We start from the raw sequence: 21,060 nt of genomic DNA, 5'->3' as shown, positions 1-21,060 counted from the left end.
CGCCTCCCGCCTAGGGAGCCCCACGAAGAGGGACGAAGAAGAGGGGGCACGGGGGTTCCGCCAGGAGCCCGCCGCCGCTCCCCGGAAAACGCGACCGCCGCCGGATACCCTCTGGTGGCGGTTTTTCTTTGCGGGCGCCTACTGCGGGGTGGCGCCTCCCTTTTCCGACAGGGCGGTGTCCTCCCCGCTGCGGTCCCGCATCATGGCCTCGCCCTTGGTTTGGAAGACGGGGCCCCCGGCGTAGGTGAAATAGATTTTGCGCTGACTGAAGGCCACGTACACTCGGTGGCTGCGCAGGAAGTCCGCGCCCAGGACCATGTCCACGCCGCCGCCGAAGGCGTCGTCCAGGCGGGCGTCGGTAACTAGCTGCCCTTTGTCGTCCGGGTGGGCTAGATATCGCATCTTGGCGTTCTTGATGGTCTCATCGCCAATGCTGACGGTTCCGAACGTGCTGATGAGCGTGGGGAGGTACAGGCCGCCGATCCCTCGGATGGCGCCGCCGGGCTTGACGTCCGCCTCCGGCCCCACGCCGACGTTGGCGGTATCGCGCCCCAGGTGGCGCATCGCCTTGGCGTCCAGCAGGCTTACGGTGGCACCGCTGTCCACCAAGGCATGCAGCGGCTGCCCATCGACAGTGATTACCAGGCGAATAGCGGCGCGTGTGCGCCAAACCCTGTCCAACTCCACCATGCTGTAGGAGTCGGCCCAGTACGCGAGTTCGACGTCGTCGCAGCCTTCGGGTTTGTACAGGTTCAGTAAATTGTGCGCGAAATCGAATTCCAGGTCGTGCCGTTCCAGGAAGTCCATCCCCAGGACGCCCACCACATCTTCGCCCGCGCCGAACTCGTTATGGCCGCCGACGAAAACACGCACATCCTTGCCGTGGTAGGTGCCCATCTCTATCGTGTTCATGGTCGACTGCAGCAGGCGGCTGGATCCGTTAAGGCCAATAAGCTGGCCACCGGTGTCCTTGGCGTACAGACCCAAACGGGCTGCGGCCGGGCGACTGATGATGGAACTGTCAGCGCCGGTATCCAGCAGGAAATGCACAGGCTTCCCATTGACCACGGCGCTGACCAGGGGCTGATTGCCGTCCAGGGTGACGGGAACGCTGCCCACTTTGGCCAGCTTGCAGGAGGACGAACCGGCCAGGGCCGGCGCGGCGCCGACCGCCAGACTCACCAGGGCGCTGGCGCCCACCCCCCGTGCCAGGTGTCGCGCCCAGGTGCGTAAAGTCATTGTGCCCCCTATCATCCCAGTCCCGGCGGACTTCCTATGCCCGGCCGCTCCCCCAACAGTGCGTAACCGCGGGCATCGCGCCGGAGGGCGGGGTCCTACCGCGGCGCCGTCGCTTCCGGCTTTTGCCGGGTGACATTGAACACCGGGCCACCATTGTAGGTGAAGTACAGCCTGTTCTGGCTGTGGGCGATCAGCACATGGTGGGCCTTGAGGAAGTCGGCCCCCAGCAGCATGTCAGGGCTGGACTGGCCGGAGGCGGGGTGGGCCATCCGCGAACCGGCATCGGTATAGGTGGCGGTCTGGTTCAGAAAATCGCCGAAGCGCAGCTTGGCATGCTTGATGGTCTCATCCCCCAGGGTGAAGCCGTCGAACACGCCGATCCATTCCTGGGACGTCTTGGCACCGATGCCCGAGGCCAACTCCGCCATGGTCACGCCGGGGGTGTCCGGCGTGACGCCGGCACGGGCGGCGGCGGACAGCGACAGCACCGAGCGGGTCGCCCCACTGTCCAGGGCGGCCTTCACAGGTTGGCCGCCCAGCGTGACATCCAGCAGGATCTCGGGGTTTTGTGGGTTCAGCGGCCGAATGTCGGCGGTCAGCGCGCTTTCCGACCAAAAGCCCAGGAAGGCGTCGCCGCAGCCACGCGGCTGGTACAGGTTGATGATGTCGTGCGCCAGGTCGAATTCCACATCGAACTTGCGGAACACGTCTTCCCCCAGCAGGCCCACCACGTCGGCGCGGCCTATGGCCCGCTCTCCGGCCAGCGCCAGGGGCATGTCCGTGACCGTGTGCTGGCCCAGGGTGAAGGTTTTGATGCGGGTGCCCTGAATGTCGCTGCGGCCGCCGACGCCGATGATCTCGCCATTGCGGCCGCTGAAGCTCGGCAGGTCCAGTTCCGCCGCCTTGGAGCGTAGGATCATGCTGAGGGCGGCACCGGTGTCGATCAGGAAATAGGCGGGATGGCCGTTGACCTCGACCTTCACCAGGGGCTGGTTGCCGTCCATGACCACGGGCAGGCTGTCCGTCTTGATCATCTGGCAGGTCTCGGCACCCTTGGCGCTTGTCCCGCTGGCCAGCGTCAGCGCCGCCACGACCAGTCCCCAGGCCCAGGCAGGCCCCCGCCGGGCGCCGTCCCCTTCCTTCCGCATCCGCATCCCCGTCTTGCCGCAAGGCGGTGTTGGCATTTTTGCACCCATAGGGATGCACGCAAACGCGGTGCCGATCAAGCGATGGCCAATGAAGGGCGGTGCCGTGTCGCGGCTTACTCCCTGGTCGGTTGCGGCGCCGCCGCCGATGGCTTGTCCGCTCGCCCGCCGTTGGCCGCCGTCGACTCGTCCTCTTCCGGCGGGCGCACCGGGCCTATCATCTGGAACACGGGGCCGCCCTGGTAGGTGAAGTAGATCTTGCGCTGGCTGGAGGCGACGTAGACGCGGTGGCTGCGCAGGAAATCGACGCCCAGGTACATGTCGGTGTCGCCGTAGGACGTGGCCAGCTTGCTGCCGACCAAGCGTTCGCCCACGCGATTGTACAGATCGGTCACCCGCAGCTTGGCGTGGCGGATGGTCTCATCCCCGATGCTGAAGCTGTCGAACGTGCCGATGTGATCTTCGATCTTGTAGCCATTCACGCCCTGCGCTCCCCCGCCCTTCTCGGCTTCTCCGGCGGCCACGTCCACGCCCACGCGCCTGGCCACGCCCTCATCCAGGACGGTCAGGCTGGCGCCACTGTCCAGTTGGGCGTGAACGGGCTGCCCGTTGACGGAGACGGTCAGGCGGATGCGCGAGCGGGTGCCACGCCCGGATTCCATGTCGGTGACGTTGTAGCTGTCCGACCAGTAGGCCAGGACGTCGTTATCGCACTTCTCCGGCTTGTACAGGCTCAACAGCTTGTGGGCGAGGTCGAATTCCATATCGTAGCGTTCCAGCAGGTCCATGCCCAGCAGGCCTACCGCGTCGCCCCCGAAAGCGCGGTAGCCGCCGACATAGACGCGCACGTCCCGCCCCCGCCACGCGCCCAGTTCCAGGCTGTCCAAGGTGGTCTGCAACAGTCGGCTTTTGCCGTCGATGCCGATCAGTTCACTTTCGGCGTCCACCGCCTTCAGGCCCAGTTGGCCCAGTGAGGGGCGGCTCAGCAGGGACATCCAGGCGCCGGTGTCGATCTGCATATGGGTCGGTTTGCCGTTGATGGTGACGGCGGCCAGCAGTTGGTTCCCGTCCATCTCCAGCGGGATGGCCGCCACCTTGACCAGCTTGCAGGAAGACGCCGCCCGGGCGGGGGCGGCGAGAGGGATGGCCGCCAGGCAGAGGGCTGTCGCCACGGCCAATGTTCCGCGCAGATGGTTCACTATCATCGCCAAGCCCATGCTCGTTCCCCAGGCCAGTTCCGTGATGTGTTCCGCCCCCCAGGCTGGCGTCAGCCTGAGCAAGATGAGATGTCGCGGCCCGGCCTTTTATCCGCAGGCGCGCAGCAGCCCGTTACAAAATCGCAATTACCCATCTTTTTCATTCCGATCCCCAGGCACCCCTCTGAGCGCAAGTCTCTTGCCCCGTCGTTAGTCCACCTTCAATCGGGGCGGATCGGCGCTGTCGGTGGCCGGGGGTGTCGACACCGGCGCGGGCGCTCCATCGGTTTGAAAGACAGGCCCCCCGACGTAGCTGAAGTAAAGCTTATGCTGGCTGTGGGCGATCAGGACGCGGTGGCTGCGCAGGAAGTCAGCGCCCAGGAGCATCTGGTTTTCGCGAACGGCCATGAAATCACGGTCGTTGCTGGTCCAATAAGCCTCGTAACTGATTTCACCGAATCGCAGCTTCGGATGCTTGATGGTTTCATCCCCAATGGTGAAGCTGTCGAAAGTCGCCACCCACGCCCGCACCCTTCCCCCGTTTATTCCGGTGATGGGGGGCACTGGTGTGACACCGGGAGCATCGGCTTTGACACCCAAGCCCCTGGCCTTGTCGACCGTTAGGATGGAGTAATAGGCGCCGCTGTCCAACAGCGCCTGAACGTGCTGCCCGTTGAGTTGCAGATCCAGGATGATCTGCGGCAGGAACGATGTCAGGGGGCGGAAGTCAGCGACCGAATAGGCGCCGTCCCATGTCATCAGGTCGGCGTCACCGCAATCGTGGGGAGTGTAAAGGACCATCCGGCCGTGGGCGAAATCCATCTCCACGTCATAGTGACGCAAGAAGTTCTCACCCATCACGCCAACGACGTCGGGCCCCCCCAGGCTATCGCCACCACCGCCGATCATCATCGGCACATCGTTGGCGCTGGCGTTGTTCAGCGTCAGGGTTTTGATGACGGTGGAGGTGATGTCGCTTTCACCGCGATCCACGCCGGTGGCCGCGCCGCGCAGCTTTCCCTTCACCAGGCCCAGGCGTTTGGCCGCGCCAGGAACGATGAAACTGGCGGTGGCGCCGGTGTCGATCAGGAACTTGACCGGCGTGCCGTTGATGGCGCCAGGGATCAGGGGTTGGTTCCCCTCCATGACGATGGGGATGACGCCCCATTGCTCCATCCTGCACGGAGCGGCCCTGGCATTACCCGTTAGGCAAAGTGATCCCCAAATGCACAGCAAGCCCGCCAAGCGCGTCATGTCGGTGCGCATTGCTACTCCGTCCCCCCCAACGTGCAGCGTCCGGCGGGTGCCGGTTCCGCCTGAAATTGCATCGGCCGACCGGTGGCGGCCCCGTGGTTGTGGGCCATTACGCGTCCATCGGGTCGCGGGTGTGATGGCAGACGCACCCGAGCGGCGCCCTGCACGATGTTGCTGATGCCGCTATCCTGAAAAGCCGTCATCGGCCGGGCGGCTGGTCGGACTGCGGAGCGGTGGCCACGCCGTCCTTCGTGTCCGCACCGGTCGGCGCTTGAGGGGGCGGGGCTGTCTGGAAGACCGGGCCGCCAATGTAGCTGAGATACAATTTGTTCTGGCTGTGCGCGATCAAGACATGATGGGCCCGCAGGAAATCCGCGCCCAAGAGCATCTGCGTTTCCAACACTTGGCTGGGCAGCCGCGACCCGGTCCATGTGACAGTGGCGTGTTTGAAGATGTCGCCGAAGCGCAGCTTGGGATGGCGGATGGTTTCATCGCCGATGGTGAAGCTGTCGAACTTGCCGACCCACACCGCTTCTTGGCGCGCGCCGATGCCCCAGGCGCTGCCCCCCGATGTGACTCCGGGGCTCTCGGGGGTGATGCCCAGGCTGGCCGCCTTTTCTTTTGTCAGGGTTGAGTAATAGGCCCCTGAATCCAAATCACCACGGACAGTCTCGCCATTTATCAATATTTGCGGAGAGATATGGGTGTGGGTGGTGCTGACAGGGGGGAAATCGACGACGGTGTAGGCTCCTGTCCAGGGAAGAAGGTCCACGTCATCGCAATCGCGCGCTTCGTATAAGAAGATCTGTTCGTGAGCAAAGTCCATTTCCACATCGAATCTTCGGAGTATGTCTTCGCCTATGACGCCAGCAATCTTCACGGGATCATCTTTTTTACTTTTGTGCGTGCCTGTCACCATCAGGCGTAGGTTATGGACGGATGCTTGATCCAGCGTCAGGGTGTCCAACGATGTCATCATGACTTGGCTTTCGCCGCCCACGCCGAAGACGGTGGCCCCTTGTATGGCAGTCAGGTGGAGGCCCAATTTCTCCGCGGCGTCGCTAAACAGCAAAGTGGCGAAAGACCCCGTGTCGATCAGGAACTGCACCGGGTGGCCGTTGACGCTGCCCTCCACCAAGGGCTGGTTACCCTCCATCTTGATCGGCAAGTTGGCCACTTTGGCGAATTGGCATTTCGTCTCCGCGCCGCCGGGCGTCGCCAGCAGCATCGGCACCACCAGGCCCAGCGCTATTGCCAGGCGCCCCACCCAAAAGCCCATCTGTGTCCCCAACCTCCTTAGCGGGCGGTCGCCCCCCGGCGACAACGCCCGCGCACCGCGACCCTTATACTAAAAAGTGCTCTTGATTGCACGCCGGGGCGCGCCGGCTCACGCCGTCCGCACCCTGGCCACCGCCCGTTTCCAGCCATCATACAGCCGCTCCCGCTGGGCGGGGTCGGCGGCGGGGTCGAACCGGCGCTCTTCCCGCCATAGGGTGGAGATGGCCTCCAGGTTGGGGAACAGCCCCGCCGCCAGGCCGGCCAGGAAGGCGGCGCCCAGGGCGGTCGTCTCCGTCACCGCCGGCCGTTCCACCGTCAGGTCCAGTTGGTCGGCCAGGAACTGCATCAGCCAGTCGTTGGCGACCATGCCGCCATCGACGCGCAGGGCCGTCAGGGCGCAGCCGCTGTCGGCCGCCATGGCGTCCATCAGGTCGCGCGTCTGGTAGCAGACCGATTCCAGGGCGGCGCGCACGATGTGGCTGATGCCGCTGTCGCGGGTCAGTCCCAGGATGGCGCCACGGGCGTCGGGGTCCCAATAGGGCGCGCCCAGGCCGGTGAAGGCCGGCACCAGATAGACGCCGCCCGTGTCGGCCAGGGCTTCCGCATGGCCTTGGGATGACGCGGCGTCGGGGATGAGCTTCAGGCCATCGCGCAGCCACTGCACCGCCGCCCCCGCCACGAAGATCGATCCCTCCAGCGCATAGCTGGCGCGGCCCTCCAGGCGGTAGGCCAGGGTGGTCAGCAGGCGGTGGGATGACGGGCGCGGGGTGTCGCCGATGTTCATCAGGGCGAAGCAGCCGGTGCCGTAGGTGCTCTTGATCATGCCCGGGCCTAAGCAGGCCTGGCCGATGGCGGCCGCCTGCTGGTCGCCCGCCATGCCCAGGACGGGGATGGGGCGGCCCAGCAGGTCGGCGGTGGTGATGCCGAAGGGGCCGCTGTTGTCGAGCACCCGGGGCAGGATGGAGGCCGGGATGCCGAACAGGCGCAGCAGTTCCTCGTCCCAATCCAGGGTTTCCAGGTTGAACAGCAGCGTGCGGGCGGCGTTGGTGGCGTCGGTCGCGTGCACCTGGCCGCCGGTCAGGCGCCACAGCAGGAAGCAGTCGATGGTGCCGAAGGCCAGGTCGCCCGCTTCGGCCCGGCCCCGCGCGCCCGGCACCGTGTCCAGGATCCAGGCCAGCTTGGTGGCGGAGAAATAGGGATCCAGCAACAGGCCGGTGCGCCGGCGCACCATGGCCTCCGCCCCCTCGCGCCGCAGGGCCTGGCACAGTCCGGCGGTGCGGCGGTCCTGCCAGACGATGGCGGGGTGCAAGGCCTCGCCCGTGCGCCGGTCCCACACCACCGTCGTCTCGCGCTGGTTGGTGATGCCGATGGCGGCCACGCGGGCGGCATCGACCCCGGCCTTGGCCACCGCCCCCCGGCAGACCGCCACCGTGTCGCGCCAGATGTCCTCCGGCGCATGCTCCACCTGGCCATCGCCGGGGTAGTCTTGCCGCAGTTCGCGCTGCGCCGTGGCGAGAGGTCGGCCGCGGCCGTCGAACAGGATGGCGCGGGTGGAGGTGGTACCCTGGTCGATGGCCAGGATCAGGTCGGCGGTCATGGGGGCGGCCCCTCCCAGGGTCTTGTTATCGCGCCGCTTTCGCGCGCGCGTGGTAACACCGACGGTGCGGCGGCCGGCCCCGACCTGTCAACGGTCGGGGCGGAAAAAGCTATCCAGAAGGGGGGCGAAAGGAGGTGCGTAATGGGGTTGACGCCGAACTGTAACAGGTGCACGATCTGTCTTATCGAAGCACTCAGGAGGGTTCAGAACCCAGATTAACCCACCAGATCAGGTAAATCTTCGAATGCATTCAGTATTCGATGTGTTGCCCGTAACCAGGAGGGTGTGTCAAATCATGACTCCACCGATGCGTACTGTATGAGCTGTGTGACGGCTCCTCATATATAGCGGTAGCTAAATGCCGGTTTCTGGCCGGCATATCGCTCGATGGACTATCTGAGCTTCGCTGAAGCCAACAGAACCCCCGTGGCCCTGACCGGCGCGGGGGTTCGCTTTTGTGGGCGCCGGCCCCCATCGCTGCCCCCGCTTCAACCGCCGCCCCCAGCGCGTGCCCGCGCATATGGGGGTGCGCGTGGTGGCCATACCCCTTATATAGGGAACAGCGGCGGGCCGATGGTGCGGCCGCCGAAGCATGTCGAGGGCCGGGACCAATGGGGTTGATGGGCCTGTTGCGCGGCATGGGGCTGGCCGCCCCGAAGAAGCCAGCGCCGAGAACCAGGGCGAAGGTGCCGATGGCGCCGACCACGGTGACCCAGCTCCGGGTGGCCGGTATCGACGCGCCCGTGGAAGTGCGGCGCAGCCCCCGCGCCCGGCGCCTGTCCCTGAAGGTCGACACCGCCACCGACACCGTGCGCGTGACCGTGCCGCCCCGCGTGGGCGATGCCGAGATCACCGGCTTCGTCGGCCGCCATCTAGATTGGGTGCACGCCCGCCTGGCGGCCCTGCCGCCGCGGCAGCCCTTCACCGACGGCATGGCGCTGCCCCTGCTGGGCCGTTCCACGCCTATCCGCCATGAGCCTGGCCGCCGGGGCGGCGCCCGCCTGGTGGAGGGGCCGGCGGGCCCGGAGCTGCGCGTGGGCGGGGAGGCGGAGTTCCTGAACCGCCGCGTCACCGATTTCCTGAAGGCGGAGGCCCGCCGCCATCTGTCGGCCCTGACGGCGGAGACGGCGGCCCGCGCCCGCCTGCGCGCCAGTGCTGTCACCGTGCGCGACACCCGCAGCCGCTGGGGCAGCTGCTCCGCCACCGGCCGCATCAGCTATTCCTGGCGCCTGATCCTGGCCCCGCCGCAGATCGTGGCCTATGTCGTGGCGCACGAGGTGGCGCATTTGGCGGAAATGAACCATGGCCCGAAGTTCTGGGCCCTGTGCGAAGATCTGGCCGGCGACGTGGACAGGCCCCGGGCCTGGCTCAAGGCGCACGGTGCCAAGCTGCATCGGTTTGGTTAGAGCGGGTCGCCCAAAGGTGGAATCGCCTTTGGGCGTGAAGCCGCTCGCGGACAGACTCAGCTATAGCCGGCTGTGGTTCCGATTAAACGCAGCCGGCTATAGGGCCGCTGACGCCGCCTTTGAACCGAGGAAGCCAAGCCGCCGGATGGCGGCGCCCGACGTTTGAGGGTGCCCTTGATCGGTGACGACCAAGGGCACCACCGCACTACGCCACTTCCAGCGCCTTCACGCCGGGCAGTTCCTTGCCTTCCAGCCATTCCAGGAAGGCGCCGCCGGCGGTGGAGATGTAGCTGAAGGACTCGGCCACGCCGGCATGCTCCAGCGCCGCGACCGTGTCGCCGCCGCCGGCCACGGACAGGACGGTGCCGGCCTTGGTCAGGTCGGCCACGATCTTGGCCACGGCGTTGGTGGCGGCGTCGAACGGCTCGATCTCGAAGGCGCCCATGGGGCCGTTCCACACCACCGTCTTGGCGGTGGCCAGCTTCTCACCGTAATAGGCGACGGTGGCGGGGCCGGCGTCCAGGATCATCTCATCGGCGGCGATGTCGCCAGGGGCGGCGATGCGCGATGCGGCATGGGCCTTGAACTCGCGGGCGACCGCGCCGTCCTTGGGCAGTAGGATCTGGCAGCCGGAGGATTCGGCCTTGGCCAGGATGGCGCGGGCCTGGTCGGCCATGTCCTTCTCCGCCAGCGAGGCGCCGATGTCCACGCCCTGGGCATAGAGGAAGGTGTTGGCCATGCCGCCGCCCAGCGCCAGGATGTCGACCTTGCCCACCAGGTTCAGCAGCAGGTCCAGCTTGGTGGAGATCTTGGCGCCGCCGACCACGGCGGCCACCGGCCGCTGCGGTTGGCCCAGGGCCTTGGACAGGGCCACCAGTTCCGCCTGCATCAGGCGGCCGGCCGCCGCCGGCAGCAGGCGGGCCAGCGCCTCGGTCGAGGCGTGCGCCCGGTGGGCGGCGGAGAAGGCGTCGTTGACGTACAGATCGCCCAGCTTGGCCAGTTCGGCCGCGAATTCGGGGTCGTTCTTCTCTTCACCGGTGTGGAAGCGCAGGTTCTCCAGCACCAGCACGTGGCCCTTTTCCAGGGTGCGGATGGCTTCCTTGGCCTTGGGGCCGATGCAATCCTCGGCGAAGGCCACCGGCGCGCCCAGGGCTTCCGACAGGGCCGGCACCACCTGGCGCAGGGAGTTCTTGGTATCCGGGCCGTTCTTGGGGCGGCCGAAATGCGACAGCACCACCACCTTGGCGCCCTTGGACGCCAGCTCCTTCAGGGTCGGCACCAGACGGACCAGGCGCGTGGCGTCCGTCACCTGGCCGTCCTGCACCGGGACGTTGAGGTCGGCGCGGACCAGGACGGTGCGGTTCGCGGGGGCGATATCGTCTAGGGTCTTGAAAGTCATGGCGTCGGTTCCCGGCCCTGAAATGGAAAAAGCGTGAGACGGGCCAAGGAAGCATAGGCGGGACCCTGTTGCAACCGCACAAGCCGGCCCGCTACACCAGTCTGGCCGAAAGGCGGATGGGAAGGGCATGAAGCCATAGGGGAGCGCGTACCCGTGATCTACTACATCGGTTTCCTGATCCTGCTGGCGCTGCTCACCCTGGTGCTCGTGCGCCGCGGCCTGCTGGAGGGGCGGGTGCTGGCGGCCGGCCTGCTGGTCCTGCCCGGCGTGACCGCCATGGAGGAATGGGCGGGCCGCGACCTGGGCGTCCTGGGCTTGGCCAGCGGCCATGTCGGGCCGGTCACCGCCCTGCTGATCCTGGGGGCAGCGGTGGAGGAGGCGGGGCGCTACCTGTTGCTGTCCTTGAGCCACCGGAACGCCCGGGCGGCGGTCAGCGCCGGCTACGCCTGGTCCGCCTGGGAATTGGGGGTGGCGGTATGGGCGCTGGCCCGGGGTGTCCTGCCCCTGTGCGCCGCCGGCAACGCCCACTGCCTCAGCCTGGGCTTCCCCCCGCTGCTGGCCCTGGGCACGGTGCTGGTCGCCCGCTCCGTGCCCAGCCTGCTGCACGTGGCCTTGTCGTTCGGCCAGCTGTGGGCGGTGCGGGCGACCTACCCCGCCGCTCGCACCCTGTGGTTCGTGCTGATGGTGGTGCTGCACCTGGCCATCAACCTGGCCATCGTCCGTCACGGCCATCTGTGACGGACTCCGCCCGAAAGTTTAACCATTCACCATATTGTCGCCGCCCGGGGGGTCCTATAGCGTTGGTGGTCACGGGGGCGCCCAGCCGGCCGCTGCCCTCAATCAATGCCGGACCCCCGCCTTGATGCCTGACCATCCGTCGTCGCCCCCCGTGCCCCCCGCTCCTGCGCTGGAGGGGACGCCCGCTTCCGCCCCAGTGACCCCGCCGCAGGAAATCGAACTGAAGCTGGCCGTGAAGCCGGAACATCTGGCGCGCCTGAAGGCGGCGCCGGCGCTGGTGGGGGGCCGCGCCGTCACCAAGACCCTGCGCAACACCTATTTCGACACGCCGGAGGGCGAACTGGCCGCGCGGGGCGTCAGCCTGCGGCTGCGCCATTCCGGCACCAAGGTGCTGCAGACGCTGAAAGGCCCCTCGACCGGCAACGGCATGGCGCTGGCCCGGTCGGAATGGGAGATCCCGGCGCCGGATGGCCATCTGGTGCCCCAGGCCTTCACCGACGCCGACGCCCAGGCATTGCTGGATGGCGTGGACCTGCGCCGCCTGGCGCCGGTGTTCAGCAATGAGGTGAAGCGGTGGATCCGCGCCGTGCCCTTGGCCGCCGGCCTGGTGGTGGAGGTCGCGGTGGACCAGGGTGTCACCCGCGCCGCCGACGGGCGGGAGGAGCCGATCGCGGAGCTGGAGCTGGAGCTGTCGGCCGGCCATGACCGTCGCGTGCTGTATGACCTGGCGCTGGCCCTGCATCGCACCGTCCCCCTGCGCATCGAGCTGCGCACCAAGGCCGAGCGGGGCTACGCCCTGGCGCGGGGGGAGGCGGCGCCAGTCAAGGCGGTGAAGGCCGCCGCCATCGAATTCAGCCCCGATGACACGGTGGAGGCGGCACTGGCCGGAGTGGCCCGCGCCTGCCTGCGGCATATGGCGGCCAACGAGGCGGCGGTGCTGGCGGGCGATCCCTCGGGCGTGCACCAGTTGCGGGTGGCGGTGCGGCGCCTCCGCTCCGCCCTCACGCTGTTCAAGGCCATCCTGCCGCCGGCCCAGAGCGCCGGTCTGAAGGTGGCGCTGAAGGGCCTGGCCGACGCCGTGGGCCCCGCCCGGTCCTGGGATGTTTTCCTGGAGGAACTGCTGGTGCCGGTGACGACGGCGATGCCGGAGCAGGAGAGCCTGGACGCGCTGGCCGTCGCGGCGCACGGCGCCCGGGGCCGGGGCCATGTCGCCGCGCGCGCCGCCGTGTCGGGGCCGACCTATACCGAACTGCTGCTCACCCTGGGGCGCTGGGTGGACGGGCGGTGCTGGCGCGATGACGCCCCGGCCGATCGCCTGGCCTGGCTGGGCCAGCCGCTGCCGCCCTTCGCCGATGCCGTGCTGACCCGCCTGCGCCACCGTGCCGCCAAGCGCGGCCGCCATTTCGCCCGCCTGGACGCGCCGGCCCGCCACGGCCTGCGCATCGCGCTGAAAAAGCTGCGCTACGCCGTGGACTTCTTCCGCTGCCTGTATCCGCAGAAAGGCGTGCGCCGCTATGTCGACCGCCTGTCCGCCTTGCAGGACGGCCTGGGGCACCTGAACGACGTCGCCACCATGGATGGCCTGATCCGGGCGCTGCGGGCCGACCTGGCCGCCGCCCGGGACGCGGCGCCCGCCGGCTGGGACATGGGGGCGGGCCTGGTGCTGGGCTGGCATGCCGCCCACATGGCGGTGGGTGAGGAGGCGCTCTGCCGCGCGGTGGAGGACTTCCTGGACGCCGATCCCTTCTGGACGCCGGCCGACCACTGGCCGCACCCGCCGTCCTGACCCCTTTTCGCCGTAGCTCTAAGGATTCAGTGCCTCATGCTTTCCATCCTCGTGGCCAACATCAAGGGCGGTGTGGGCAAGACCACGGTCGCCACCCATCTGGCCGCCGCCTTCGCCGCCACCGGCAGGCAGACCGTGCTGGCCGATGTCGACCGGCAGAAATCTTCGCTGGGCTGGCTGGCCCGCCGACCGGTGACGGCGACGGTGATCGCGGCGTTGGACTGGACGCGGGAGATCGGCAGCGTGCCCAAGGGCACCGAGGTGCTGATCATCGACGCCCCGGCCGCCCTGAAGGCCAAGGACGTGGAACAGCTGGTGGCGGAGGCCGACGTGGTGGTCCTGCCCCTGCTGCCCGGCGCCTTTGACGAGCAGGCGACGGAACGTTTCCTCAAGAGGCTGGAGGAGCTGAAGCCCATCCGCAAAAGCCGCAAGGCGGTGGCGGTGGTGGGCAACCGCGTCCGCGCCCGCACCCGCGCCGCCGACCGGCTGGACACCTTCCTGGGCACGGTGGGCCACCGCGTCGTCACCCGCCTGCGCGACAGCCAGGCCTATCCGGACGCGGCCGCCGCCGGCCTGACCCTGTTCGACCAGAAGGCCAAGCGCCTGGCCGACCTGCGCCAGGACTGGGCACCCCTGATCGCCTTTATCGAAGACCCCAGCTGAAGTGACACCTCAGGTCTTTTGGTTGATGCGGCGTGGTGGCAAGGACGCGATCCTCTAATAGACGCTCTTCCACAGCTGGTCCTTGGTGGTCAGCATCTTCAGGAACTCCAGCACCGCCCACAGCTGCTCATCGGTCAGTTCGCTGCCGTCGGCCCGGCGGTAATCGTCGTGGCCGTAGTTGCAGTTGCCGGGTAGGCGGGTGTCGTAGACCCAGGTGCCGGGCGTGCCCAGGGCGCTGACGTGACCCACCCGCACGGGGTCGAACTCGCGGGCGCCGACGGTGAAGGCGGCGGGCCGCGCGGATGACTTCAGGACGCCCCACAGGGTGGGGACGGAGCCATTGTGCAGATAGGGGCCGGTGGCCCAGATGCCGAACAGGGGCCGCGCCTCATAGACAGGCGGCGTCTGGTCGCCCGCCGCGCCGTCGCTGGTGACACAGGACGTCCGGTGCGCCGGTGGGCCCGCCGGCGGCACTGTCTTGAAGGCGGGGCCCGTGGCCTTCTCCACGTCGTTCATGGCGCCGGTCTTCTGGTCGATGGCCAGTTTCAGCAGGCTCAACGGCGTCAGGCCCAGATTGGCGTAATCGTCGTGGTTCAGCTTCCCGCCCTTCTGGTTCAGCAGGCCGTCGACGATGCTGCCGATGACGCCGTCGGTCAGGACGCTGACAGCCTCGGCATTCGCCGGCATGTCGCCGATGCTGACCGATCCCTGGTCATCGAACAGCAGGGCGCGGGTGCCGTTCAGCGGGCCGGTCTGGGCCCAGCGCTTGGCGTTGCGATACATGGTGGGGTCGGTGTCGGTTGGCCGCTGGTCCATCACCGGCCAGACGTCCTGGCTCAGCGCCGCCTGGGTCATGTGGTGGCAGTCGGCGCAGACCTCGTTGAACAGCTGGCGGCCCTCTTCCGCCTTGCCCGAATCCACCGGGCCGAAGACGGTGGACGGCCAGGCGGGCGGCGCCAGCTGGGTGATGGCCCATTCCAGCTTCATCAGGCCCGGCACGCTGACCGAGGTGTCGTAGAAGGGGATGTGGGGGAACAGCTTGGAGGCGAAGCGCCGCCGGTCGCCCGGGCAGGCCTTGCCGGCGATGTCCTTGCCGGCGACGCAGACGTTCAGGGCGCCGAACACGCCCAGCACCTCACCCGTGTTGCGGGTCAGCGCCTTGATGTAGTTGCCGTTGGGCGCCGACAGGTTCCACTGCACCGCGTCCTGCTGATGGGCGTTCCACAGGAAGGGGTAGCTGACCGGGGCATGCGCCGGCAACACGTTGGCCGGCACCCTGAAATCCAGGCCGGTCAGGCGGTTGAAGATCATGCTGAAGGCGTCCAGCCGCGCCGGGCCCCAGGACTGGCCGTCCAGCGCCGCGCCGAAGAATTGGCCCCAGGCGGCGGCGAAGGCCGTCAGGTTGGCCTTGAGGACGTTCCTGTCGGTCTCCCCCCCATTCTTGGCCACCCGGGCGGCGAATCGGTTGAACTTGGGGCCGTCGGCCACCGTTTCGGCCAGGGTCGCCGACATCTCCACCAGGAAGCCCTGGAAATCGGCGTCGGCCGGGCCGCCGTCCACACGCAGGGCGGTTCCCTGGTAGGTCATCTGCCCGGTGTGGCAGGCGGCGCAGGTCATGCCGACATAGGTTGGGCCGGTGCCCCGGTCCAGGGCGAAGCCGACGGGCAGGCCCTCCGGGTTCTCGGCCGAGACCTCGTTGGGTAGATAGCCGAAGCGGGCCAGCCGGTCGGCGGCGAACAGCTCGGTCGTGCCGGGCCGCTCCAGCGCCTTGAACCAGCTGTACAGCATCAGCTGCGAGCCCTGGCTGGTGGTGTAGAAGCCTTGGCGCACGGATTGCGGCCAGTTCTGGTCCATCAGCCGCACGACGGCGGGGGGCACCGCCGTCGTCTGCGCCCGCGCCGTACCCGCCGCGCCTCCGGCCAGGATCACCGCCAAACCCAATGCGGCCGCCACCGCCGCCCGCCGCGCGTTGGACCCACGCATGGATTGCCCCCCGATCTGGCCCCTCCCCAGGGGCGACTGCACGCAGCGTATACAGTTGTTCGAAAAATATTCAACCTTCGCGATATGTGGGGCGGCTGGGTGCCCGTCCGACACACGGGCGGCCGACCGGGTGTCCCCTGGACTCGGGCGGCCATCCTTGCAAGAAAGACGGCAACGGGGCCGGTGTTGCGGCCGGCCCGGCTATCATCGACCTTCGGAAAAAAGGGGAGAAGCATGCAGGTTCAGGGTGTTGCCGCCATCATCACCGGTGGTGGGTCGGGTCTGGGCGCCGCCACGGCGCGCCGGCTGGCGGCTGAGGGCGCCAAGGTCGCCTTGCTGGACGTCAACCTGGCTGCGGCCGAGGCGGTCGCCGCCGAGATCGGCGGCCGGGCGTTCAGCTGCGACGTGACCAGCGCCGACAGCGCCGCCGCCGCCATCGCCGCCGCGCGCGAAGCCCATGGCGCCGCCCGCATCGCCGTGAACTGCGCCGGTGTGGCCACCGCTGGCCGCGTGTTGGGCCGTGAGGGCCCGCTGGCCCTGGACGCCTTCCGCAAGGTCATCGAGATCAACCTGATCGGCACCTTCAACATCCTGCGCCTCGCGGCCAGCGACATGAGCGCGCTTGATCCGTTGGCGGATGGCGAGCGCGGCGTCATCATCAACACCGCCTCCGTCGCCGCCTTCGACGGCCAGGTGGGACAGGCGGCCTACAGCGCCTCCAAGGGCGGCGTGCACGCCATGGCCCTGCCCATCGCCCGCGAACTGGCCCGTGTCGGCGTGCGCGTCATGACCATCGCCCCCGGCATTTTCTGGACGCCCATGGTGGCCGGCTTCACCCAGGAGGTGCAGGACAGCCTGGCGGCCTCCATCCCCTTCCCCAAGCGTCTGGGCAAGCCCGAGGAATACGCGGACCTGGCGCTGACCATCTGCCAAAACGTCATGCTGAACGGCGAGACCATCCGCCTGGACGGTGCCGTGCGCATGAACGCGAAGTGAGACGGCGCCGGTGGCGGGCGCGGGCATGTCCCCGTCCCCGCCGCCGGCTGGCTCCCCCCGCGTTGTTCCAGCGCTTCCGCGCGATGGGGCGGGGGCCTCATCCGGGCGGAACGGGGGTACGCACGGCACCGTAAAGTTTCAAGATCGGCCATCCATGACCGTAAAGGTGTACCAGGCATGCCGCTCTAGTGGCTGGCGGTTGACCCGTCCTGCCGCTATGGTCAAATCACCATGCCGTTGAAAGCCTCCGATCCCCTGCCGGATATCGCGGGCGTCATCCATGCCCGCGATTTGCCCGACGGCCCCATCACCCATGCCTACGCATGGTGGCGGGGGCTGGGTGGGGGTGTTGTGCCCCCGCCGTCCAGCGCGCTGGACCTGACGGCCGTGCCCGCCAGCTTCCTGCCTTATCTGGCGGTGACCACGGCCTTCCGCGCCGACGGCAGGGTGCGGGTGGTGTTCTGTGGTTCCTTGTCGGCACTGGCCGCCGGCACCGACCCCACGGGCCACTATTTCGATGAGTTCTATCCACCGGACATGCTGGAGGCGGCGCTGGGTTTTCAGGCCGCCATCGTGCGCGATGCCCAGCCCATCTTTGGCCAGGACCAGATCGGCACGGATGAGGGCGTGATGTACCATGTCCCCCGCCTGGGCCTGCCCTTCCAAGGGGCGGATGGCGGCCTGGACCGGCTGGCCATCGTCATGCATTACCAGCCGACGCCGGAAAACTTCAAGGTGCGGCTACGCGTGTTCCAGGACCGGGCGCGCCTGCTCCGCCGCGCGCTGCGACTCGTCGTTCCCTGATCCCACCCCCGGTCCCCACCGCGCCAGCGTGGCATTCAAACGTTGCGCGCAAGATGGGGTTGGCGCGATAATAATTGCGCGAGCGCGCCCTGTCGCCCGGGGCCGCCGCGCGGTCCGTCGAAGGATATTCCCCCCGTGTCTGAGGCCCCCCATACCCGGCCCCCGCGCCCGTTATCAGGGAAGGGCCGTGCGGATGTCCTCACCCAGGCCACCCCCCTGCCGCAGGCGCCCCTTTCGCGCCGTCAGGTGCTGGTGGGGTCCGTGGGTGTGCTGGCGGCGGCGGGTTTGGGCTGGGGCGGGGGTGGTCATGGCCCCCGCGCCGAATCCATCCGCTTCCTGACCATCGGCACCGGCACCGCCGGCGGCACGTACTTCCCCATCGGCGGCATCCTGGCCAACGCCATCAGCAACCCACCGGGCAGCCCCGGCTGCGACCGGGGCGGCAGCTGTGGTGTGCCCGGCGTCATCGCCGTGGCCCAGACCACATCGGGCGCGGTGGAGAATGTCGAGGCGCTGCGCACCGCCCGCTATGAGACGGGGCTGGTGCAGGCCGACATCGGCTTCCTGGCCTACAAGGCCAAGGGGCCCTATGCCGGCAAGCCGCCCTTCACCGAACTGCGGGCCCTGGCCAACCTGTACAGCGAGACGGTGCACCTGGTGGTGCGCGGCGACAGCCCGATCAAGACGGTGAACGACCTCAAGGGCCGGCGCGTCGCCCTGGGGGAGAAGGGCTCCGGCACCCTGCCCACGGCGCTGCTGATCCTGCAGGCGCACGACCTGTCGGAAAAGACGGTGCAGCCCTTCTACCTCAACCCCGGCACGGCGGGGGATCGGCTGGCCTCGGGCCAGCTGGACGCCTTTTTCATCATCGGCGGCTATCCCCTGCCGGCGGTGGCCGACGTGGCGGCACGCCTGCCGGTGCGCCTGATCTCCATCATCGATTCCCGCCTGCCGCGCCTCAGCCCGGGCCTGCCGCTGTTCACCGAGACCATGATCGGGGGCGACGGCGCCTATGTCGGCGTGCCGGAAACCAAGACCCTGGGCGTGGGCGCCCAGTGGCTGGCCACCACCGCCCTGCCGGACGAGCTGGCCTACGGCATCGTCAAGGCCCTGTGGCACCCCAACACCCACCGCCTGCTGGTGGCGGGCCACCCGCGCGGCGACAGCATCCGCAAGGAGGCGGCGCTGACCGGCCTGGCCGTGCCCCTGCACCCCGGCGCCGCCCGCTACTACCGGGAGCAGGGCTTCGACGTCACCCTGGCGACGTCGGGTTAATCCAGCAGCATGTCCAGCACCAGGGTCTCTTGCGCCGCCGCCGCGCGCCAGTCCCGCAGGGCGGGCAGGCCCTCGATGGCGGCGACGTAAGCCGCCGAGGCTTCGGTCAGCGGCACCTTCCAGGTCTGGAAGCGGGTGACCACCGGCGCGTACATGGCGTCGGCGATGGTGAAGGCGCCGAACAGGAAGGGGCCACCATACCGTTTCAGGCAATCGGCCCACAGCACCTCGATCCGCGCGATGTCCCCGGCGGCCTTGGCCAGGCGTTCCGGCCGGTCGATGGTGCGCGCCAGGTCCATGAACAGGGTGCGGCGCATGTCCATGAAGCCGGAGTGCATTTCCGCGCTGACGGAACGCGCGTGCGCCCGCGCGGCCCGGTCCTGTGGCCACAGATGGGCGTCGGGCGCCAGCTCGGCCGCGTATTCGCAGATGGCCAGGCTGTCCCACACCGTGACGTCGCGGTCACCCGTGTGGTGAACCAGCGCCGGCACCTTGCCCGCCGGGCTGTGGGCCAGCATGCGCGCCTTGCTGTCCGCCTGGCGCAGGGGGATCACCACCTCCGCGAACTCCAGGCCGGCATGGCGCAGCGCCAGATAGGGGCGCAACGACCAGGAGGAATAGGTCTTGCTGCCCAGGATCAGGGTCAGGTCGGCGGTCATGGGGCGGGGCTCCGGTATCAGGCGGGGGACGGAAGGTTAACGGGCGCCCCGGGTCTTGCCAATGGGGGCCAATGGGGCGTCCCGCCCCCCGTGTGACGCCACCATGTTTGAAACATGACGGCGGATGTGGAACCCTGCCGACCTGTCTTTCCGAATCCCGAAAGGTTCGCCCCCGTGCTGCCCTGCTTCCTGGCCGAGAAGGCCGCCGATACCGTCACCCTGGTCCCCGTGCGCAAGGAGGGGCTGGACGCCTGGCTGGAAACGGCCCCGGCCGCCACGTCCGCCTGGGTGCGCAGCACAGGATTCACCGCCGAGCCGGGCACGACATCCCTGCTGCCCGCAGCCGATGGGCGGCTGGACCGCGTGCTGGTGGGCGTGGGCGAGACCTTGGATCTGTGGAGCTTCGCCGGACTGCCCACCACCCTGCCGGCCGGGAAGGGGCAGGCCAGCTACGCCCTGGACGACAGCCTGACGCCGGCGCAGGCCACGGCGGCGGCCACCGGCTGGGCGCTGGCCAGCTACCGCTTCACCCGCTACCGCAAGGCGGCCAAGGAGCTGCCACGCCTGGTGCTGCCGGCGGCGGCCGACGCCGAGGCCGTGGACAGCATGGCCCGCGCCGTCACCCTGGTGCGCGACCTGATCAACACCCCCGCGGAGGACATGGGGCCGGCCGACCTGGCCGCCGCCGCGCGGGCGTTGGCGGACGAGTTCGGTGCCGACGTCTCCGTCATCGTCGGCGACGACCTGCTGGCCCGGAACTATCCCACCGTCCACGCCGTCGGCCGGGCGGCGGCCAAGCCGCCGCATTTCATCGACCTCACCTGGGGTGACGCGGCCCAGCCGCTGGTCTGCCTGGTGGGCAAGGGCGTCTGCTTCGACAGTGGTGGCCTGGACATCAAGGCGGCCGGCGGCATGCTGCTGATGAAGAAGGACATGGGCGGGGCCGCCCACGTGCTGGGCCTGGCGCGCCTGGTGATGGCGGCCAAGCTGCCGGTGCGCCTGCGCGTGCTGGTGCCGGCGGTGGAGAACGCCATTGCCGGCAACGCCTTCCGCCCCATGGACATCATCACCACCCGCAAGGGCCTGACGGTGGAAATCGGCAACACCGATGCCGAGGGGCGCCTGATCCTGTGCGACGCCTTGGCCGAGGCCGACAGCGCCAAGCCGGCCCTGATCCTGGACTTCGCCACCCTGACCGGGGCGGCCCGCGTCGCCCTGGGCACCGACCTGCCGGCCTTGTTCGCCAATGACGACCAGTTGGCCGACGACATCCTGGCCGGCGCCAAGGAGACGGGCGACCCCCTCTGGCGCCTGCCGCTGTGGCAGGGCTACGCCAAGCAGCTGGACAGCAAGATCGCCGATCTCAACAACGCGCCCGGCGGCGGCTATGGCGGCGCCATCACGGCGGCGCTCTACCTGGAACGCTTCGTCAGCAAGGGCACGCCCTGGGCCCACATCGACCTGATGGCCTGGAACACCACCACCCGCCCCGGGCGGCCCGAAGGCGGCGAGGCCATGGGCTTGCGCGCGACCTTTGCCATGCTGAGCCGGCGCTTCCCCAAGGCTTGAGCCATCATTCGAATGTCCCGTTCCATGGTCCGGTGCGCCGGTCAGATGCGCTGGACCATGGGCACGGATGGTG

The 21,060-nt window shown here is 68.6% G+C and carries 17 protein-coding genes; 8 read left to right on the top strand and 9 right to left on the bottom strand.

Features of this window, described 5'->3' with window-relative positions:
* Positions 1-138: 138 nt before the first annotated feature.
* The 6 genes from FHS74_RS14995 to glpK form a co-directional block, all read right to left on the bottom strand.
* On the bottom strand, positions 139-1,239 hold the full coding sequence (locus FHS74_RS14995; protein WP_184801930.1) for a retroviral-like aspartic protease family protein: 1,101 nt from the start codon (positions 1,237-1,239) through the stop codon (positions 139-141).
* 95 nt (positions 1,240-1,334) lie between these two features.
* On the bottom strand, positions 1,335-2,387 hold the full coding sequence (locus FHS74_RS14990; protein WP_184801928.1) for a retroviral-like aspartic protease family protein: 1,053 nt from the start codon (positions 2,385-2,387) through the stop codon (positions 1,335-1,337).
* A gap of 113 nt (positions 2,388-2,500) precedes the next feature.
* The gene (locus tag FHS74_RS14985) at positions 2,501-3,589 is read right to left on the bottom strand and encodes a retropepsin-like aspartic protease (RefSeq protein ID WP_184801926.1); all 1,089 of its coding nucleotides are present in this window, start codon (positions 3,587-3,589) and stop codon (positions 2,501-2,503) included.
* A gap of 201 nt (positions 3,590-3,790) precedes the next feature.
* Complete coding sequence (locus FHS74_RS14980; RefSeq protein ID WP_184801924.1) at positions 3,791-4,756, bottom strand: retroviral-like aspartic protease family protein; 966 nt, start codon at positions 4,754-4,756, stop codon at positions 3,791-3,793.
* Between the two features lie 277 nt (positions 4,757-5,033).
* Positions 5,034-6,113, bottom strand: coding sequence for an aspartyl protease family protein (locus FHS74_RS14975; RefSeq protein ID WP_184801922.1), 1,080 nt, complete (start codon positions 6,111-6,113; stop codon positions 5,034-5,036).
* Between the two features lie 108 nt (positions 6,114-6,221).
* Positions 6,222-7,709 (bottom strand): glycerol kinase GlpK, encoded by a 1,488-nt coding sequence (glpK, locus tag FHS74_RS14970; protein ID WP_184801920.1) that lies wholly within the window; start codon positions 7,707-7,709, stop codon positions 6,222-6,224.
* A gap of 692 nt (positions 7,710-8,401) precedes the next feature.
* On the opposite strand from glpK, the gene FHS74_RS14965 reads away from it, so the two are divergent.
* Positions 8,402-9,115, top strand: a complete 714-nt coding sequence (locus tag FHS74_RS14965; RefSeq protein WP_246463150.1) for a M48 family metallopeptidase — start codon at positions 8,402-8,404, stop codon at positions 9,113-9,115.
* Between the two features lie 205 nt (positions 9,116-9,320).
* Here FHS74_RS14965 and FHS74_RS14960 read toward each other — a convergent pair whose 3' ends face one another.
* Complete coding sequence (locus FHS74_RS14960) at positions 9,321-10,514, bottom strand: phosphoglycerate kinase (protein ID WP_184801916.1); 1,194 nt, start codon at positions 10,512-10,514, stop codon at positions 9,321-9,323.
* 153 nt (positions 10,515-10,667) lie between these two features.
* Between FHS74_RS14960 and FHS74_RS14955 the strand changes: the two genes are divergently transcribed.
* The 3 genes from FHS74_RS14955 to FHS74_RS14945 all read left to right on the top strand — a co-directional run bounded on the left by FHS74_RS14955 (position 10,668) and on the right by FHS74_RS14945 (position 13,701).
* A complete protein-coding gene (locus FHS74_RS14955; protein ID WP_184801914.1) occupies positions 10,668-11,252 on the top strand; it encodes a hypothetical protein in 585 nt (194 codons plus the stop codon).
* 124 nt (positions 11,253-11,376) lie between these two features.
* On the top strand, positions 11,377-13,038 hold the full coding sequence (locus FHS74_RS14950) for a CYTH and CHAD domain-containing protein (RefSeq protein ID WP_184801912.1): 1,662 nt from the start codon (positions 11,377-11,379) through the stop codon (positions 13,036-13,038).
* Between the two features lie 36 nt (positions 13,039-13,074).
* Positions 13,075-13,701, top strand: a complete 627-nt coding sequence (locus FHS74_RS14945; protein ID WP_184801910.1) for a ParA family protein — start codon at positions 13,075-13,077, stop codon at positions 13,699-13,701.
* 54 nt (positions 13,702-13,755) lie between these two features.
* On the opposite strand, the gene FHS74_RS14940 is transcribed toward FHS74_RS14945, so the two are convergent.
* Positions 13,756-15,684, bottom strand: a complete 1,929-nt coding sequence (locus tag FHS74_RS14940) for a di-heme-cytochrome C peroxidase (RefSeq protein ID WP_184801908.1) — start codon at positions 15,682-15,684, stop codon at positions 13,756-13,758.
* 234 nt (positions 15,685-15,918) lie between these two features.
* Here FHS74_RS14940 and FHS74_RS14935 point away from each other — a divergent pair, with 234 nt between their 5' ends.
* The 3 genes from FHS74_RS14935 to FHS74_RS14925 all read left to right on the top strand — a co-directional run bounded on the left by FHS74_RS14935 (position 15,919) and on the right by FHS74_RS14925 (position 18,759).
* Complete coding sequence (locus FHS74_RS14935; protein ID WP_184801906.1) at positions 15,919-16,680, top strand: SDR family NAD(P)-dependent oxidoreductase; 762 nt, start codon at positions 15,919-15,921, stop codon at positions 16,678-16,680.
* Positions 16,681-16,911: 231 nt separating this feature from the next.
* On the top strand, positions 16,912-17,484 hold the full coding sequence (locus FHS74_RS14930; RefSeq protein WP_184801904.1) for a PAS domain-containing protein: 573 nt from the start codon (positions 16,912-16,914) through the stop codon (positions 17,482-17,484).
* A 135-nt stretch (positions 17,485-17,619) separates the two neighbouring features.
* Positions 17,620-18,759 carry a TAXI family TRAP transporter solute-binding subunit gene (locus FHS74_RS14925; RefSeq protein WP_343066922.1) on the top strand — a complete coding sequence of 380 codons (1,140 nt, stop codon included), beginning with the start codon at positions 17,620-17,622 and terminating at the stop codon, positions 18,757-18,759.
* Here FHS74_RS14925 and FHS74_RS14920 read toward each other — a convergent pair.
* Positions 18,756-19,418, bottom strand: coding sequence for a glutathione S-transferase family protein (locus tag FHS74_RS14920; RefSeq protein ID WP_184801901.1), 663 nt, complete (start codon positions 19,416-19,418; stop codon positions 18,756-18,758). The genes FHS74_RS14925 and FHS74_RS14920 overlap by 4 nt on opposite strands.
* A gap of 174 nt (positions 19,419-19,592) precedes the next feature.
* Here FHS74_RS14920 and FHS74_RS14915 point away from each other — a divergent pair, with 174 nt between their 5' ends.
* Positions 19,593-20,987: a leucyl aminopeptidase family protein gene (locus FHS74_RS14915; protein WP_184801899.1), complete on the top strand. Its 1,395-nt coding sequence runs from the start codon at positions 19,593-19,595 to the stop codon at positions 20,985-20,987.
* Positions 20,988-21,060: the final 73 nt, after the last annotated feature.

It is taken from the genome of Nitrospirillum iridis, from assembly GCF_014205765.1.
Lineage (GTDB): Bacteria > Pseudomonadota > Alphaproteobacteria > Azospirillales > Azospirillaceae > Nitrospirillum > Nitrospirillum iridis.
This window is presented reverse-complemented; position numbering and strand designations above follow the sequence as displayed.